General features: G+C 59.4%; 15 protein-coding genes. All 15 read left to right on the plus strand.

Translation table 11 applies throughout. The features are described 5' to 3' along the window. Nucleotides 1-34 precede the first annotated feature (34 nt). Nucleotides 35-547, plus strand: coding sequence for a PAAR domain-containing protein (locus tag ACM6IO_RS07855; RefSeq protein ID WP_414911253.1), 513 nt, complete (start codon nt 35-37; stop codon nt 545-547). Continuing rightward, nucleotides 544-1,347, plus strand: a complete 804-nt coding sequence (locus ACM6IO_RS07860; RefSeq protein ID WP_192420511.1) for a hypothetical protein — start codon at nt 544-546, stop codon at nt 1,345-1,347. Before ACM6IO_RS07855 ends, ACM6IO_RS07860 begins: the two co-directional genes overlap by 4 nt. After that, nucleotides 1,344-1,550: a hypothetical protein gene (locus ACM6IO_RS07865; RefSeq protein WP_008030673.1), complete on the plus strand. Its 207-nt coding sequence runs from the start codon at nt 1,344-1,346 to the stop codon at nt 1,548-1,550. The genes ACM6IO_RS07860 and ACM6IO_RS07865 overlap by 4 nt, the downstream gene beginning before the upstream one ends. Before the next feature lie 86 nt (nt 1,551-1,636). Then, the gene (locus ACM6IO_RS07870; RefSeq protein WP_414911254.1) at nt 1,637-2,002 is read left to right on the plus strand and encodes a hypothetical protein; all 366 of its coding nucleotides are present in this window, start codon (nt 1,637-1,639) and stop codon (nt 2,000-2,002) included. 1 nt (nt 2,003) lies between these two features. After that, nucleotides 2,004-2,432, plus strand: coding sequence for a hypothetical protein (locus ACM6IO_RS07875; RefSeq protein ID WP_414911255.1), 429 nt, complete (start codon nt 2,004-2,006; stop codon nt 2,430-2,432). Nucleotides 2,433-2,708: 276 nt separating this feature from the next. Next, nucleotides 2,709-3,176, plus strand: coding sequence for a hypothetical protein (locus ACM6IO_RS07880; protein WP_414911256.1), 468 nt, complete (start codon nt 2,709-2,711; stop codon nt 3,174-3,176). A gap of 24 nt (nt 3,177-3,200) precedes the next feature. Continuing rightward, the gene (gene tssF / locus ACM6IO_RS07885) at nt 3,201-4,988 is read left to right on the plus strand and encodes a type VI secretion system baseplate subunit TssF (RefSeq protein WP_008030663.1); all 1,788 of its coding nucleotides are present in this window, start codon (nt 3,201-3,203) and stop codon (nt 4,986-4,988) included. Beyond that, entirely contained in the window at nt 4,952-5,959 is a 1,008-nt protein-coding gene (tssG, locus tag ACM6IO_RS07890; protein ID WP_008030662.1) for a type VI secretion system baseplate subunit TssG, read from the plus strand. Before tssF ends, tssG begins: the two co-directional genes overlap by 37 nt. Before the next feature lie 13 nt (nt 5,960-5,972). Beyond that, nucleotides 5,973-8,615 carry a type VI secretion system ATPase TssH gene (tssH, locus tag ACM6IO_RS07895; protein ID WP_414911257.1) on the plus strand — a complete coding sequence of 881 codons (2,643 nt, stop codon included), beginning with the start codon at nt 5,973-5,975 and terminating at the stop codon, nt 8,613-8,615. A gap of 10 nt (nt 8,616-8,625) precedes the next feature. After that, entirely contained in the window at nt 8,626-10,143 is a 1,518-nt protein-coding gene (locus ACM6IO_RS07900; RefSeq protein ID WP_192228188.1) for a sigma-54 interaction domain-containing protein, read from the plus strand. A gap of 93 nt (nt 10,144-10,236) precedes the next feature. Then, the gene (locus ACM6IO_RS07905) at nt 10,237-10,377 is read left to right on the plus strand and encodes a hypothetical protein (RefSeq protein ID WP_008030659.1); all 141 of its coding nucleotides are present in this window, start codon (nt 10,237-10,239) and stop codon (nt 10,375-10,377) included. Nucleotides 10,378-10,394: 17 nt separating this feature from the next. Continuing rightward, entirely contained in the window at nt 10,395-11,591 is a 1,197-nt protein-coding gene (tagH, locus tag ACM6IO_RS07910) for a type VI secretion system-associated FHA domain protein TagH (protein WP_414911258.1), read from the plus strand. 5 nt (nt 11,592-11,596) lie between these two features. Further along, nucleotides 11,597-12,097, plus strand: coding sequence for a type VI secretion system lipoprotein TssJ (gene tssJ, locus ACM6IO_RS07915; RefSeq protein WP_008030657.1), 501 nt, complete (start codon nt 11,597-11,599; stop codon nt 12,095-12,097). Between the two features lie 2 nt (nt 12,098-12,099). Beyond that, complete coding sequence (tssK, locus tag ACM6IO_RS07920; protein ID WP_008030656.1) at nt 12,100-13,431, plus strand: type VI secretion system baseplate subunit TssK; 1,332 nt, start codon at nt 12,100-12,102, stop codon at nt 13,429-13,431. Between the two features lie 5 nt (nt 13,432-13,436). Then, the gene (icmH, locus tag ACM6IO_RS07925) at nt 13,437-14,312 is read left to right on the plus strand and encodes a type IVB secretion system protein IcmH/DotU (RefSeq protein ID WP_008030654.1); all 876 of its coding nucleotides are present in this window, start codon (nt 13,437-13,439) and stop codon (nt 14,310-14,312) included. Nucleotides 14,313-14,325: the final 13 nt, after the last annotated feature.

Raw genomic sequence — 14,325 nt, forward strand, 5'->3', positions numbered from 1 at the left:
AGTCATCAAGCCAAGGTCAATTAAGGAGAGCCCAATGTCAGGAAAACCAGCAGCACGCGTATCCGACCCCACCGCTTGCCCGCTCCCCGGCCACGGCACCAACCCGATCGCCGCCGGTTCCGGCGACGTCTTCTTCGACGGCCTCGCGGCCGCCCGCCAAGGCGATGCCTCGGCGTGTGGTGGTGCGATGTCGGGCGGGTTGGCGACGACGGTTTTGATTAACGGGAAACCGGCTGCGACAGTGGATTCCGTCGGGACTCATGGCAACAAGGTTACGGCCGGGTCCGGGACGGTGATTATCGGGAATTCGCATTCGCCGGTGCCGTTTGTTCCACCGTTGCCGTTAATGCTGTTTACCCACACTCAGCATGTAGTGATGGAAGATCAGGATGGAAATCCTCTGCAGGATATTCCCTATCAGATCACTACGGCTAAAGGTCAGGTCATCTCTGGCCAGAGCGATGCGATGGGAAGAACCCAGTTAGTCGGTGGTAAGGAAGGTGAAGCCTTCGACTTTCACGCTGCGATTGGGGGGGCAATGGTATGAGTGCAGAAGTTCTATCTACATTAATGGCGCGCTCAATTGCACTTACTCCAAAGGAAGACAAAGCACCAAAAAAAGTTACTTACAAGGTGTTCTGGAAAACAACTGCTTTCTGGACTGATGCGGATATTGCTGACTATCACAAAGAAGCACCAGAGATAGCAGAACGGCTTATCGTAGAAAAATACTGGACTAAAGAGGGGGCGGTTAGCGGAAATAAATTCACCTGTGAAGATTTCGCACTCAGATTGCTTTGTGAATTTTCCTCTAGTCGCGGGTTGCCGATTAAGCTAAAAACCGGAGTAAGAACCTATAGAAATATGGAGAACTACTCTGCCGCTGAGCATGATCGCTACCTATCGCACATGTATGGTTTCTGCGAAATGGTCATGTTGACTTACGGCGCCCCAGATATGCAGCGAGTTGGCGAAAATACGTTATCGGTCGAGACAGCCGAGGCCTTGCTACCTGGAGATATCCTCGCTCAAGCATTGGACCGGCCCAAGGACATCGCCCACCACGTTCAAATTACCGTGAGTGTCAACGAGTCGAAAATCGAAATTAGGCAGGGCAACACAAGCGGAGTAAGCGTCCGTCCTTTCACTACGATTCAAAAATGGCTTGGATCAAACATGGCTGATCCGCAAAACTCGGGCTACGCGGGAATGCCGATAGAGAAAGGATATTACACAAAGCATGCGGTGGGTTGGACTTACCGTAATGAAAGTACAGGGGCAATGGCTGAAGATTTCCTGAAGAAATTCCTGTTTTATAGGTGGAATTTTATGGAGTTCAACAAATGACTTTTCGAGACTATTTGGCAAGCGTTGCTGATAGCGATTTTTTTGGTGTGTTGGCGATTTTATGTTCGTTAGTGGCGCTGCTGGGGTTGTTTAGACAAGTCAGAGAAAGGCGCCTCCATAAAATTATGATGTATGTGTGTGTGCTGATAGTGCCGGTGATTCATATCATTGGTACTTATTACTTAAATCAGCCGCCGGCCTGAATGAGCCAGTTTTGTGAGTGGGGGCCGCGCAAAAAGGGGTCTGTCCCCATTGTCAATTTTGCTGATGACAAATTGGAAATAGACGAATGAAGATTCTGAAAAGACTAGCCATCTCACTCGCTATTATCTTTGTTCTGCTCGTAGTGGCGGTGTTTGCTCTGCTGGAGCGTGATGACGGAAAGGGGCCTGTATTGAAAGATCATCCAAATGCTTTTTGGAGCGGGGCGGAAGACGGTGGCTCCTTCTTTGAAATTACAAAGTCGAGCCCCCCAAGCTACTACGTCGAAATACGCCATGAAAGCGGTGATAGCTGGTCCAAAGGCTGGGTGACACATGTGAAGACGGACGGGAGCCAGCTTTCTAACGAAGATTTTATGGGTTACGACGGAGGTGATGAAGTTTACTTGCAGGACGAAACTGCATTGAAGTTGAACCCGGCGTTGGTGAAGTAACATGACAGCATGCGCATTCCTTAACTTAACGGAAAAGGGGGCTGTCCTCAATGTTTGCTTGGTTTCAGGTGAGCAGCGCCGGCTCGAATTGGCAAAGACCCTCTATTCGCGGAGGCTTGCGTTGATGAGTAGTGCAACAAAAGTCAAAGCTATGATCATCATGGCAGCTGCATTGATCGTACCGTTTGCATTGCTCGAAATTTATGCGGTTGTCCGGTTTGGATTTGCTGAACCTTATAGTTATTTGCTTTCCGTTCCATTGGGAGTGATTTCGTTCTTACTATTGCAGTTCGCTATTGGTTATGGGGTGGTTAAGGGGTGGGCGGTCTGCAGAATGCCTGGTAACTACTATTTATTGGTGCTTTGGATAGTCAGCTTGTTGGCGCTATTTGTGCTTCCTGTGTGTTATTCAGGTGGGCCAATGTCGTGATTAGGTATTTTTATTTTTTTATTTCTGCGAATTTGCTTTTTATGTCATTCACTGACCCAAAAACCAGATGGTTAGTGAGTGGTGTTGATGTTTACGGAAGTTTGTTTGTTTTTTGTGCGGTGCTTTATATTCCGCTGATGGCATGTGTTTTTTATTATTTTGTAAAGACAGTGGTAGTTGTTTTTAAGTCGAAGCGCTTACAAGGTGGATTTCATTCCTTGGTCGCTACCGCTGTAGGTGTTGTTGCGCTTTATAGCTTCAATCACTGGGTGTTCAATGAAATTTACTAATAATCCAGCGCAGAACATCCAGAAAAGTGGAAGTTGCGCTTGTCCGAATTTTTTCAGGGTTGTGCTCTGGGTACCGCTATTGGTGTTGCTGCTTCTCATATTGATTGAGCAGAGCAACGAAAGCGCGTCGGTTTTGAACTGGCATCAGATGATGTTGATCTACGTCCTCGCATTCGGCATCCCGGCCTATACCGCTTTTGCCCTGTGGGCAACGCGTGCGCTGAGCGGAAAAACCGAACAGCAGATCATCAAAAAAATCTGGTGTGCACCGTTGATGTTCATCCCGTTTTACGCCGTCCCCTGGGTGATTTATGGGCTGGTAAACGCATTGCTGGGTGATATGGCTGGCTTCGCAATGACGTTGGGCTGGCTGGCTTTTTTACCGTACCTGCTCATCGCCGGCTACGTGATTTCCGGTGTGACAGTCGCGCTCTACAGGACAGTTTTTTCATGAGATCCACCACCAGGAAGGTACCCCGTGTCCTTTAACCACTACTACCAAAGCGAACTCACCGCACTTCGCCAGTTGGGTCGTCGATTCGCCGAGCGTAGCCCGGCGTTGGCGCCTTTCCTTGGCCAGGCCGGCCGAGATCCAGACGTGGAGCGGTTGCTGGAGGGTTTCGCATTCCTGACCGGTCGCCTGCGTCAGAAGCTCGACGACGAACTGCCGGAGCTCAGCCATTCCCTGATGCACCTGCTGTGGCCCAACTACATGCGGCCGCTGCCGGCGTTCAGCATTTTGCAGTTCGATCCGTTGAAGCGTTCGGGTCCCGCGTTGAGGGTCGAGCGTGACACGCCGATCGAGAGCGTGCCAATCGATGACGTGCGTTGCCGCTTCCGTACCTGCTACCCGACCGAGGTGTTGCCGCTGGATCTGGCTGCGCTGAATTACTCGGTGAAGGGCGACGGTTCGCTGTTGAGCCTGCGTCTGGAGATGAGCGCCGACGGTCACCTCGGTGAGCTGGAGTTGAGCCGCCTGCGTCTGCACTTCGCCGGTGAGCGCTACATCAGCCAGATGCTTTACCTGAGCCTGCTGCGCAATCTGGAAGGCATCGAGCTGATTCCGCTGGACGGCGCCGGCAAGCCCATCAACGGCGTCAACGGCACGCCGATGGCGTTCAAGATGCCCGGCGACCGCGTGCAGCCGGTGGGTTTTGCCGAAGAAGAAGCGTTGATCCCGTATCCGCTGAACACCTTCCGTGGCTATCGCTACCTGCAGGAATACTTCGCCTTCCAGGACAAATTCCTCTTCGTTGATATCAACGGTCTGGACCTGCTCAAAGCCTTGCCGGAAGACACGCTGAAGCAGATGCGCGGCCTCGAATTGCGCTTCGACATTCGCAAGAGCGGCATCATGCGCATGCGTCCGACGCTGGACAACGTGAAGCTCTACTGCACGCCTATCGTCAACCTGTTCAAGCACGACGCCTTGCCGATCCGCCTCGACGGCAAGCAGGACGAATACCTGCTGCTGCCCGCCGAATTCGATCTGCAAAACTGCGGCGTGTTTTCGGTGGAAACCGTGACCGGCTGGAAGCCCGGCGGCCTCGGTTATCAGGAGTACGTGCCGTTCGAATCCTTCGAGCACGACCCGAGTTTCGACGTGCCCAACAGCCGTCCGCATTACAGCATTCGCCAGCGTTCCTCCTTGCTGCACGACGGCCTCGACACCTACCTGAGCTTCGGCATCCGCCACACCGAAGCCCATGAAACCCTGTCGATCGAGCTGATGTGCACCAACCAGAACCTGCCGCGCAAGCTCAAGCTCGGCGACATCTGCATGGCCTGCGAAGAGACGCCGGAGTTTTTGAGCTTCCGCAACATCACCCCGGCCACGTCGAGTTTCGCGCCGCCGCTGAACCGCGACTTCCTCTGGAAGTTGATCAGCAACATGTCGCTTAACTATTTGTCCCTGGCCGACGTCAATGCGTTGAAGGTGATTCTCGAAACTTACGATTTGCCGCGCTACTACGACCAACACGCGGAAAAAGTCAGCAAGCGCCTGCTCGGCGGGCTCAAGTCGATCAAGCACCACCACGTCGACCGGTTGCACCGAGGGTTGCCGGTTCGCGGGTTGCGCACCGAGCTGACCATCGACCCGGAAGGGTATATCGGCGAGGGCGACTTGTTCGTTTTCGCTTCGGTTCTCAACGAGTTTTTCGCGCTTTACGCCAGTCTCAATTCGTACCACGAGCTGCGGGTAAAAAGCACACAGGGAGAGGTGTACCAATGGACACCACGTATGGGCCTGCAGCCGCTTCTTTAAGCGGACTGACCCGAGGAATACGCGAGTACTCGCTGTTTCAGGCCGTGCTGCTGGTGATTGACCGGCTGCGCGAGGCCCACCCGCACCTGAGCGAAGACGACCTGTACGACCAGCTGGAATTCCAGGCCAACCCGAGCCTGGGTTTCCCTGGCAGCGACGTTGATCGCGTGGAGTTTTTCCAAGAGCACGGGCACATGCGTGCGCGCCTGCGGTTCAACCTGATCGGCCTGGTCGGTTCCGGTTCGCCGCTGCCGGCGTTCTACGGCGAACAGGCGCTGGGCGACAGCGAAGACGGCAATCCGACCCGCAACTTCCTCGACCTGTTTCACCATCGCCTGCAACGGTTGATGCTGCCGATCTGGCGCAAGTACCGCTACCGCGCAAGCTTCCAGAGCGGCGCGCTCGACCCGTTCTCGGCGCAGCTGTTTGCCTTGATCGGCCTTGGCGGCGAAGAGATCCGCAAGGCCCAGGAACTGAACTGGAAACGCCTGCTGCCGTACCTCGGTTTGCTCAGCTTGCGGGCGCACTCGGCGGCGCTGATCGAAGCGGTGCTGCGTTACTACTTCAAGCACGCCGAGCTGACCATCGAGCAATGCATCGAGCGCCGCGTGGAAATTCTCGACGAGCAGCGCAACCGTCTGGGCCGCGCTAACAGCCTGCTCGGCGAAGACCTGGTGCTGGGCGAACACGTGCGCGACCGCAGCGGCAAATTCCGCATTCACATCCGCGAACTCGACTGGCAACGCTTTCACGAGTTCTTGCCGATCGGTTTCGGCTACCAGCCGTTGTGCGCGCTGGTGCGGTTCACCCTGCGTGACCCGCTCGACTACGACATTCGCCTGGTGTTGCGCCAGGAAGAAATCCGCGAACTGCGCATCGGTGAGCAGAACGCCTGTCGCCTGGGATGGACCAGTTGGCTGGGCCGCGAAAAAGCGGACGGCGTGGTGACCCTGGGCAGCAAAATTCATTAAGGACAGATGACCAATGATCAACGTAGACCTGCAACAACTTATCCAGGCGCTGGACGCCGAAACCCGTCGTGATCTGGAAAGTTCTGCCGAGCGTTGCGTCGCCCGTGGCGGCAGCAAGATCCTCGTCGAAGACTTGCTGCTGGGCCTGCTGGAGCGCCCGCAAGGCCTGCTCGCACGCGCGCTGCAAGACGCCGAAGTGGACGCCGGCGAGCTGAGCGCCGCGCTGCAATCGCGAGTCGAGCACAGCGCCTCGCGCAACCCGGTGTTCGCCCCGGAACTGGTGCAGTGGCTGCAAGACGCGTTGCTGGTGGCCAACCTTGAACTGGGTCAGAGCCAGGTCGAGCAAGCCGCGTTGATCCTCGCGCTGCTGCGCAACCCGATGCGCTACGCCGGCAGCCGTTACCAGTCGTTGCTGGCCAAGCTGAACATCGAGCGCCTGAAAGAATTTGCCCTGTCGCAGAAAGAGCAACCGGCCACCGGCAAGCCTGCCGTGCCGGGCGAATCGCTGCTGCAGCGCTTCACCCACAACCTGACCCAGCAGGCCCGCGACGGTAAACTCGACCCGGTGCTGTGCCGCGATGGCGCGATTCGGCAGATGGTCGACATCCTCGCCCGTCGCCGCAAAAACAACCCGATTGTGGTCGGTGAGGCCGGCGTCGGTAAAACCGCCATCGTCGAAGGTTTGGCTTCGCGCATTGCCGCCGGTGAAGTGCCGCAAGTGTTGAAAGGCGTCGAGCTGCTGTCGCTGGACATGGGCCTGTTGCAGGCCGGCGCCAGCGTCAAAGGTGAGTTCGAGCGTCGCCTCAAAGGCGTGATCGACGAAGTCAAAGCCTCGCCGAAACCGATCATCCTGTTCATCGACGAAGCCCACACATTGATCGGCGCGGGCGGTAATGCCGGTGGTTCCGACGCGGCCAACCTGCTCAAACCAGCTTTGGCCCGTGGCGAGTTGCGCACCATCGCCGCCACCACGTGGGCGGAGTACAAGAAGTACTTCGAAAAAGACCCGGCCCTGGCCCGTCGTTTCCAGCCGGTGCAACTGCACGAGCCGACCGTCAGCGAAGCGGTGACCATCCTCCGTGGTTTGGCGCAGGTCTACGAGAAGAGTCACGGCATCTACCTGCGCGATGACGCGGTGGTGGCGGCGGCTGAGTTGTCCGCCCGTTACCTCGCCGGCCGTCAGCTGCCGGACAAAGCCGTCGATGTGCTCGACACCGCGTGCGCTCGCGTTCGCATCAGCCTCGCGGCCGCCCCGGAAAGCCTTGAACGTCTGCGTGGCGAACTGGCTGAAGGGGGCCGTCAGCGTCAGGCGCTGCGTCGTGATGCTGAAGCCGGTTTGTTGATTGATCACGAAGCGTTGGATGCTTTGGAAGATCGTCTGGCCACCGCCGAAGACGAAATGGTCGCTCTCGAAACGCTGTGGACCGAGCAGAAAGAACTGGCCGAGCGCCTGTTGGATCTGCGTCAGCAACTGGCCAAGGCTCGCGAAGCGGCTGCCGTCGAACCGACCGTCACGGTTGAAGAAGACGCCGAAGGCACCGTGATCGAAACCCTCGAAGCGGTGAATGACGTCGCGTCCCTCGAAACCGCGCTCAACGAAACTCACAAAGCCCTGACCGATGCTCAGGTCAAAGAACGCCTGGTCAGTTTCGAAGTCTGCCCGCGTCTGGTCGCCGAAGTCATCAGCGCCTGGACCGGCGTGCCGCTGGCGCAACTGGCCCGCGAGCACAACGCCAAGGTCGCCAGTTTCGCCACCGACCTGCGCACCCGCATCCGTGGTCAGGAACAAGCCGTTCACGCACTGGACCGCTCGATGCGCGCCACCGCTGCCGGCCTGAACAAACCGGACGCACCGGTGGGCGTGTTCCTGCTGGTCGGCCCGAGCGGCGTCGGCAAGACCGAAACCGCGTTGGCCCTCGCCGATTTGCTGTACGGCGGTGATCGTTTCATCACCACCATCAACATGTCTGAGTTCCAGGAGAAGCACACCGTGTCGCGCCTGATCGGTGCGCCGCCGGGCTACGTCGGTTACGGCGAGGGCGGCATGCTCACCGAAGCCGTGCGGCAGAAGCCGTACTCCGTTGTGCTGCTCGATGAAGTCGAAAAGGCTGACCCGGACGTGCTCAACCTGTTCTACCAAATCTTCGACAAAGGCGTGGCCAACGACGGCGAAGGGCGCGAGATCGACTTCCGTAACACGCTGATCCTCATGACCTCGAACCTGGGCAGCGACCGCATCAGCGACCTTTGCGAAAACGGCGCACGGCCAACCGCCGAAGTGCTCGAAGAAACCATTCGCCCAGTGCTCAGCAAACACTTCAAACCGGCGCTGCTGGCGCGGATGCGCGTGGTGCCTTACTACCCGGTCGGCGGTCCGGTGCTGCGCGAGCTGATCGAAATCAAACTCGGTCGTCTGGGCGAACGCCTGAACCGTCGTCAGCTGGATTTCACCTACTCGCAAGACCTCGTCGATCACTTGGCCGAACGCTGCACCCAAAGCGACAGCGGCGCGCGTCTGATCGACCATTTGCTGGACCTGCACGTACTGCCGCTGGTGGCCGACCGCTTGCTCGACGCGATGGCAACCGGTGAAAGCCTCAAGCGCGTCCACGCGACGCTCGACGGCGGCGCCAGCGTGACCTGCGAGTTCGCCTGAGGTGGGTGTGATGTTCACTCAAGTGCCGCAACCGCTGGTGTATGCCGAAGCGTTGCTGGCGCAGTTCGCCAGCCTGTCGCGTGCGGCGGACGGCGCTGCGCTGCTGGGTGACTTCGTGCGCGGCGTGGCGGAACTCAGCGGTTGCGAGCTGACTCAGCTGTATTTGCTGGACGCGACCCACACGTGCCTGGGGATGAACGCCGAGTGCCTGAACGGCATTCTGCAGCCGCGCGAATCGGCGAGCTTGCCGGCGGATTACAACGGTGAACAACTGCTGCAATTCGCCCTGTGCCAGAACCGCGTGGTGAGCCTCGGCGAACTGAGCGGCAGCCTGCACGAAACCAGCTTCCTGCCGCCGCAAGCCACGCCGTGGCAGTCGCTGCTGTGCGTGCCGCTGGTCAATCAGCAGAAGGCGGTCGAAGGTTTGTTGCTGTGCGCCAGCCGCCGGCACATCGACTTGCAAGGCTTTGCCGATTCCCTCGGGCAACTGGGTTCGTTTGTGCTCGGCCAACTGCATCTGCTGCAACGTCTGCGTCAGCCGGTCGGGGATGCACGGCCATTGAAGGCCAGCGTCCCGAGTGCCAGTGGTTACGGCTTGATCGGCAAGAGCAAGGCCATGCGCGAAACCTATTCGCTGATCAGCAAAGTCCTGCACAGCCCCTACACCGTGCTGCTGCGAGGCGAGACCGGCACCGGCAAGGAAGTGGTCGCACGCGCCATTCACGACTGCGGCCCGCGCCGTTCCCAGGCGTTCATCGTGCAGAACTGCGCGGCGTTCCCCGAGAACCTGCTGGAAAGCGAACTGTTCGGCTACCGCAAAGGCGCCTTCACCGGCGCGGATCGCGACCGCGCCGGGCTGTTCGACGCGGCCAATGGCGGCACCTTGTTGCTCGATGAAATCGGCGACATGCCGTTGTCGCTGCAAGCCAAGTTGCTGCGCGTGTTGCAGGAAGGCGAGATCCGCCCGCTGGGTTCCAACGACACCCACAAGATCGACGTACGCATCATCGCCGCGACGCACCGGGATTTGTCGGTGCTGGTCAGCGAAGGCAAATTCCGCGAGGACTTGTACTACCGCCTCGCGCAATTCCCGATTGAACTGCCGGCCCTGCGTCAGCGCGAAGGCGACATCCTCGACCTGGCCCGGCACTTCGCCGACAAGGCCTGCTCGTTCTTGCAGCGCGATGCGGTGCGTTGGTCCGATGCGGCGCTGGATCACCTGTCCGGTTATGCCTTCCCCGGCAACGTGCGCGAACTCAAAGGCCTGGTCGAGCGCGCGGTGTTGCTGTGCGAGGGCGGCGAGTTGCTGGCCGAGCATTTCTCCCTGCGCATGGAAGCCGTGCCGGAAGACAACAGCCTGAACCTGCGCGAACGCTTGGAGCAGGTCGAACGCAGCCTGCTGCTCGATTGCCTGCGCAAAAACGACGGCAACCAGACCCTCGCCGCCCGCGAACTCGGGCTGCCGCGTCGCACGCTGCTGTACCGCCTCGGGCGCCTGAACATCAATCTCGGTGACTTCGATGGCTAGGCAAATGACCGTCGATTTCACCTCATTCGCTTCTGATAGCGCCGCCCGAACGGGCCGGCGCTTTGTGCTTTGTCTACCCCTGGAGACCCTCTGATGTCTGTTCGTCACTGGCAAGCCGTCCTGCTGACCCTCGTCGTTCTATGCGGCCTTGGCGGCTGCAGCGGCAATTACAAATTCAACGACAACACCTATCGCCCATTGGGTGATCCGCAGGCGGTCAATCGCGGCAAGTGACCGCAAGGAGTATCACCATGGAATTGGTTTTCGAAATGCTGAACACCAAGCAGTTCGTGCCCACGGAGCTGTGCCAGAAGACCTTCAAGCAGGCCGGCGGCGTGATTGGCCGGGGCGAGGATTGCGACTGGATCATCCCGGACCGCAAGCGTCATCTGTCCAATCACCATGTGGACATCAGCTTTCGCGAAGGGACGTTCTTCCTGACCGACACCAGCAGCAACGGTGTCCAGGATGGCGGCAGCGGCGCACGCCTGCGCAAGGGTGAACCGATGCGCATCGAGCATGGCAGCACCTACGTGCTGGGTGATTTCGAGATCCGTGCGCGGCTGGTGCGCGACCCGGCCACCTTCGACGTCGAAGTCGGTCGCCCACAAGCGGCGGGCAGCATCATCCCGGATGACGCGTTCCTTGATCTCGATCCGCTGAACGCCCTTGATCAGCAAGAGCGCGTGTACTCGGAAATCGAAGAGCTGATCACCCCGAGCACCACCATCGAGGACACCCGTCAGCGCGCCGACTATGCGCGCATCGACATGGAAAGCCTGATGGTGCCGGAGTTGATCAACGCCCCCGCCGAACCTGCGCCAAACCCTGTCGCAAAAGCGCCTGAGCGCCAGAGCGAAGGTTTCTGGGAGCATTTCGGTGCGGCGCTGGGCGTGGACCTCAAAGGCCTCGACCACGACGCCCGCGAGGCCCTGGCGCTGAACGCGGCACGCCTGCTCAAGCAAAGCGTCGGCGGTTTGCAGCAGAGCCTGCGCACCCGCAGCGAACTGAAAAACGAACTGCGTCTGGCCCAGACCACCGTGCAAGGCACGAACAAGAACCCGCTGAAATTCGCCGTCGATGCCGGTGAAGCGCTGGGCATTCTGCTGCAGCCGAACAAGCCGGGCCAATTGCCGGCCGAGCAGTCGATCTCTCGTGCGTTCCGCGATTTGCAGGCGCATCAGGTGGCCTTGCTGACCGCCAGCCGCGCCGCCGTTCGCGGAACCCTGGAGCACTTCTCGCCGCAGCAACTGACCCTGCGTTTCGAGCGCGACAACAAGCCGTTGCTGGCCACCTCCGGCAGCCGCTGGAGAGCGTACGGTCGTTATCACCAGGCCCTGCGTCAGGACGATGACTGGAGCGAGCGCCTGCTGGCCCGCGACTTCGCTCAGGCCTACGAAGAACAGATCCGCCTGATTTCCACCCTTCACACCGACCACCAAGGATGATGCGCATGTCTCGCTGCTCGACCGCTTTTTTCAAGATGCTGACTGCGTTCGCGGTGCTGGTGCTGCTGGCCGGTTGTTCGTCGCTGTCGCCGTATTCCAAAGTGACCAAGGTCAACCTGAAGCTCACCGGCAGCGATCAGCTGAACCCGGACCTCAACGGGCGCCCGTCGCCGGTTGTCGTGCGTCTGTTCGAGCTCAAGCACCCGGTGACGTTCGAGAATGCCGACTTCTTCAGCCTGTACGAGCGCGCCAAGGAATCCCTGGCCCCAGACCTGGTGGCCAGCGAAGAACTCGAACTGCGCCCGGGCGAAACCATTGAGCTGAAACTCAGTGTGGAGGAGGGCAGCCGTTACGTCGGGATCCTCGCGGCCTACCGCGACCTGCCGGAAACCAAATGGCGCTACACGGTGCAAGTCACCCCGCTGGAAGTCACCGAGGCTGACCTGACCCTCGACCAGGCCGGTATTCGCAACAGCAACGAAAAGCTCGCCAAGGCGGATGACTGATCATGAATTCCCATAAAGTCATTTGGCAGGAAGGCATGCTGCTGCGTCCGCAGCACTTCCAGCACAACGATCGCTACTACGACCACCAGATGAAAACCCGCACGCAGTTGTTGGGCAGTTACACCTGGGGTTTCCTGAATCTCGACATCGATTTGCAGTTCCTCAACATGGGCAAACTGGTGATCAGCCAGGCCTCGGGGATTCTGCCGGATGGCAGCCTGTTCGAACTCGGCGGCAACACCGAGCCGCTGGCGCTGGACGTGCCGCCGAACACCGGCAACACGCCGATTTACCTGGCGCTGCCGCTGGTCACCGGTAACCACATCGAGTCGCGCCGCCCGGAGCAATCCGACGTGCTGGCGCGCTACACCGCGTACGAAGCGGAAGTGGCCGACTCCAACGCCGGCGACGACTCCGCCAGCCAGGTCAGCTGCGGTCGCCCGGACTTCAAACTGTTGCTCGGCGAGCAGCAGAGCGATCAGGCCTACGTGAAGCTGAAGATCTGCGACGTGCTCGACACCACGCCCGACGGCGTGATCAGCCTCGATCCGGATTTTGTGCCGACCTACATTCAGGCGCATTCCTCCAGCTATTTGCTGTCGTGCCTGAAAGAAGTGATCAGCATGCTCGGTCACCGGGGCGACACCATCGCCGAGCGCATCCGCTCCAACGGCAAGGTCGGTGGCGCGGAAGTCGGCGACTTCATGATGCTGCAACTGATCAACCGCACCGAGCTGCTGCTGCGTCACTACCTCGGTCTGGAACAGGTTCACCCGGAAGAGTTGTACCGCACGCTGCTGACCATGCTCGGTGATCTGGCGACCTTCTCCAGCGACAGCAAACGCCCGCGTCTGGACAGCCGTTACCAGCACAGCGATCAGGGCGCGAGCTTTCGCAAACTGATGGAAGCGATTCGTCAGGTGCTGTCGATGGTGCTCGAACAGCACGCCATCGAACTGGTCCTGCAAGCACGTCAGTACGGGATCATCGTCTCGCCGTTGCACGACCACAAACTGCTGGGCTCGGCGTCGTTCGTGCTCGCGGCCAGCGCCAACTGCGATTCCGAAGAACTGCGCCACCGCTTGCCGGCGCACCTCAAGGTCGGCCCGGTGGAGCGCATCCGCCAACTGGTCAACCTGCACCTGCCGGGCATCAAGGTCAAACCGTTGCCGGTGGCCCCACGGCAGATCGCGTTCCACTCCAACAAAACCTATTTCATCCTCGAACTCAGTTCCGAAGACCTGGCACAACTGGAGCGCTCCGGCGGCTTCGCGTTCCACGTGTCCGGCGAATTCGCCGAGCTTGAATTGAAATTCTGGGCCATCAGGAACTGACCGACATGATCAAGGACATGGAACACCATCAGGACGATAAAACCGTCTTGCTCGACCGCCAGGGCCACGGCCCGGCGCAAAGTCCGCTGACCGACTTCGCCGCACCGCCGCGTTTCGAACAACTCGAAGAGCGGATGATCTACGCCGCACGCCTGCGCCCGGCAGAGACCTTCAACATCAGCCTCAATTCGCTGGTGGCCGCCGGTTCCGACCTGTTGTCGGAAGTGGTTCGCCTCAAGCACAGCGATAGCCGCGAAGACATGTACGCGCTCAACGAGCGCCTGACCGCCGGGCTGAAACTGTTTGAAGTGCGTGCGCTGCACAACGGCGCCGAAAGCAGCCAGGTGATGGCTGCGCGTTACGTGCTCTGCACCGTGGTCGACGAAGCCGTCGTGACGACGCCGTGGGGCAACGAAAGCGAGTGGTCGCAGATGAGCCTGCTCAGCAGCTTCCACAACGAAACCTTCGGTGGCGAGAAGTTCTTCCAGCTGCTGGATCGCCTGTCGAAAAACCCGGTCAAGCACCTGCCGATGCTGGAGCTGATGTACCTGTGCCTGTCCCTCGGTTTCGAAGGCAAGTACCGCGTGCAAGCGCGCGGCATGCTCGAACTCGAAGGCATCCGCGACGCCTTGTATCGGCAGATTCGTCAGCTGCGCGGCGACGTGCCGCGTGAACTGTCGCCGCATTGGGAAGGCTTGAACGACCAGCGTCGCAGCCTGGTGCGCATCGTGCCGGCGTGGATGGTGGTGCTGTTCACCGTGGTCTGCCTGGTGGTGATGTATTCGGGGTTCGCCTGGGTCTTGGGCGAGCAGCGCGACACCGTTCTGCAACCTTATCAGCCGCTGGATTCCGCCGCGGCCCAGCCGCTGTCGCAGCCGTAAACAGGGACGTGTG

This window comes from Pseudomonas sp. IT-P44, assembly GCF_949768225.1.
Classification (GTDB): Bacteria; Pseudomonadota; Gammaproteobacteria; order Pseudomonadales; family Pseudomonadaceae; genus Aquipseudomonas; species Aquipseudomonas migulae.

What these genes read in the sequence shown, in the direction of transcription:
- tssJ (WP_008030657.1), top strand. Translation starts at nt 11,597, where the DNA reads ATGTCTCGCTGCTCGACCGCTTTTTTCAAGATGCTGACTGCGTTCGCG.
- icmH (WP_008030654.1), top strand. Translation starts at nt 13,437, where the DNA reads ATGATCAAGGACATGGAACACCATCAGGACGATAAAACCGTCTTGCTC.
- tagH (WP_414911258.1), top strand. Translation starts at nt 10,395, where the DNA reads ATGGAATTGGTTTTCGAAATGCTGAACACCAAGCAGTTCGTGCCCACG.
- tssK (WP_008030656.1), top strand. Translation starts at nt 12,100, where the DNA reads ATGAATTCCCATAAAGTCATTTGGCAGGAAGGCATGCTGCTGCGTCCG.
- ACM6IO_RS07855 (WP_414911253.1), top strand. Translation starts at nt 35, where the DNA reads ATGTCAGGAAAACCAGCAGCACGCGTATCCGACCCCACCGCTTGCCCG.
- ACM6IO_RS07900 (WP_192228188.1), top strand. Translation starts at nt 8,626, where the DNA reads ATGTTCACTCAAGTGCCGCAACCGCTGGTGTATGCCGAAGCGTTGCTG.
- ACM6IO_RS07860 (WP_192420511.1), top strand. Translation starts at nt 544, where the DNA reads ATGAGTGCAGAAGTTCTATCTACATTAATGGCGCGCTCAATTGCACTT.
- ACM6IO_RS07875 (WP_414911255.1), top strand. Translation starts at nt 2,004, where the DNA reads ATGACAGCATGCGCATTCCTTAACTTAACGGAAAAGGGGGCTGTCCTC.
- tssG (WP_008030662.1), top strand. Translation starts at nt 4,952, where the DNA reads ATGGACACCACGTATGGGCCTGCAGCCGCTTCTTTAAGCGGACTGACC.
- tssH (WP_414911257.1), top strand. Translation starts at nt 5,973, where the DNA reads ATGATCAACGTAGACCTGCAACAACTTATCCAGGCGCTGGACGCCGAA.
- ACM6IO_RS07880 (WP_414911256.1), top strand. Translation starts at nt 2,709, where the DNA reads ATGAAATTTACTAATAATCCAGCGCAGAACATCCAGAAAAGTGGAAGT.
- ACM6IO_RS07865 (WP_008030673.1), top strand. Translation starts at nt 1,344, where the DNA reads ATGACTTTTCGAGACTATTTGGCAAGCGTTGCTGATAGCGATTTTTTT.
- ACM6IO_RS07905 (WP_008030659.1), top strand. Translation starts at nt 10,237, where the DNA reads ATGTCTGTTCGTCACTGGCAAGCCGTCCTGCTGACCCTCGTCGTTCTA.
- ACM6IO_RS07870 (WP_414911254.1), top strand. Translation starts at nt 1,637, where the DNA reads ATGAAGATTCTGAAAAGACTAGCCATCTCACTCGCTATTATCTTTGTT.